Origin of the sequence: Pauljensenia sp. 20925_1_34, assembly GCF_041432775.1 — a bacterium.
In the GTDB taxonomy this organism is placed as follows: domain Bacteria; phylum Actinomycetota; class Actinomycetes; order Actinomycetales; family Actinomycetaceae; genus Pauljensenia.
This window is the reverse complement of record NZ_JAPWAG010000057.1, coordinates 1-1,584: the sequence shown is the minus strand read 5'-3', so window position 1 is coordinate 1,584 and position 1,584 is coordinate 1. Positions and strand designations below refer to the sequence as shown.

Below are 1,584 nucleotides of genomic sequence, written 5' to 3'. Positions count from 1 at the left end.
CAATGTGAGTAGGGGATCTTCGCTGTTGCGTGCTGCGGGCGTGGTGGCGAGGGAGCCGACCATGCGCCATTTGGCAACCAGTTCGGCCACGAGGGGTGCGTCGCCGAGATCAGCGGCGATGGCGAGGGCTTGGTTCATGGTGGGTTGGGCGCGGTTGGTGATCCAGGCGCGTCGTTTGGTGGGGGAGGTGAGTTGGTAGCGGTATTCGTCGTCGAAGAGGGCTGTGGGGAGGGCGTGGTTGAGTGCTTGGGTGAGGAGGTCTTTCTTGTGCTTGGTACTGGTGGTTGTATCGGCTTGTGTCTGTAGGACGGCGGCGTAGGTGAAGTGGGCGTGGTGTGCGTCGGCTTGGCTGACGGTGGGGTGGTGGGAGAGGTCGAGTGCTGCGCGTGCGTGAACCTGTGCGAGGAAGTGGTCACCATTGATTAGGTGGGTGTGGGTGAGGGAGAAGAGGATGTCGAGGCGTTGGGGTGCTGTTTCGGATGTGTTGGTGTGAGTGAGGATGTCGAGTGCGTTGTCTAGGGTTTTGAGGGTGTCGGTGGTGCGGTTGGGCGTGTGGGCTAGGCAGGTGGCTAGGTGTTGGAGGCAGGTGGCGTGTTTGATGGGTGCGTCGATGTGTTCGTACAGGGCGAGGGCTTGGTGGTAGAGTGCTTCGGCGTCGGGTAGGTGCCCCAGGTGTGTGGTGATGTCGGCTTGTTGGGTCAGGCAGTGTGCTTGGTCGGCGTCGCTGTCAGCGACCTTTTCGTACAGGGCGCGTGCGTGGTCGTATAATTCTAGGGCTTCGCGTAGGTGTCCCTCACCTTTTGAGGTGACGACGGAGGCCAGGTGTTGGAGGCAGGAGGCGTGTATCTGTTCGGTCCCGCTGGTGCCCTCGCAGAGGTGGATTGCTTGACGGTATAACGGCTCAGTCTCAACACTCCTACCCAGGTTGCTCAAGGTCAGAGCGAGGTTGTGTAGGCAGCTGGCCTGGTCGCGTTGTGTGTTGGGGATGTCTTGGTAGAGGGTGAGTGCTTGGTGGTAGTAGGGTTCGGCGTCGGCTGGTTTGCCCAGCTCACGTAGTGTGTTGGCGAGGTTGTGTAGGCAGGTGGCCTGGTTGTGTTCTGTTCCGGGGAGTGTTTGGTAGAGGGTGAGTGCTTGGTGGTAGTAGGGTTCGGCGTCGGCTGGTTTGCCCAGCAGGAGTAGTGTGGTGGCGAGGTTGAGCAGGCAGGCGGCCTGGTTCTTCTCGGTGTTGGGGATGTCTTGGTAGAGGGTGAGTGCTTGGCGGTAGTAGGATTCGGCCTGCGCTAGTTTGTCAAGCTTGCTCAGTGTGGTGGCGAGGTTGAGCAGGCAGTTGGCCTGGTCGCGTTGTGTGTTGGGGATGCTTTGGTAGAGGGTGAGTGCCTGGTGGTAGTAGGGTTCGGCGTCGGCTAGTTGGCCCAGCTTATCCAGTGTGGTGGCGAGGATGTACAGGCAGTTGGCTTGTTGTTCCTCGGTGTTGGGGATGTCTTGGTAGAGGGTGAGTGCCTGGTGGTAGTAGGGTTCGGCCTCGGCTTGTTCGCCCAGATCACGTAGTGTGGTGGCGATGTTGTACAGGCAGTTGGCCTGGTC

General features: G+C 60.2%; 1 protein-coding gene. It reads right to left on the bottom strand.

All coding sequences use genetic code 11. The features are described 5' to 3' along the window. On the bottom strand, positions 1–1,584 hold a 1,584-nt coding region (locus O3669_RS10825), incomplete at both ends, for a tetratricopeptide repeat protein (protein ID WP_371524857.1).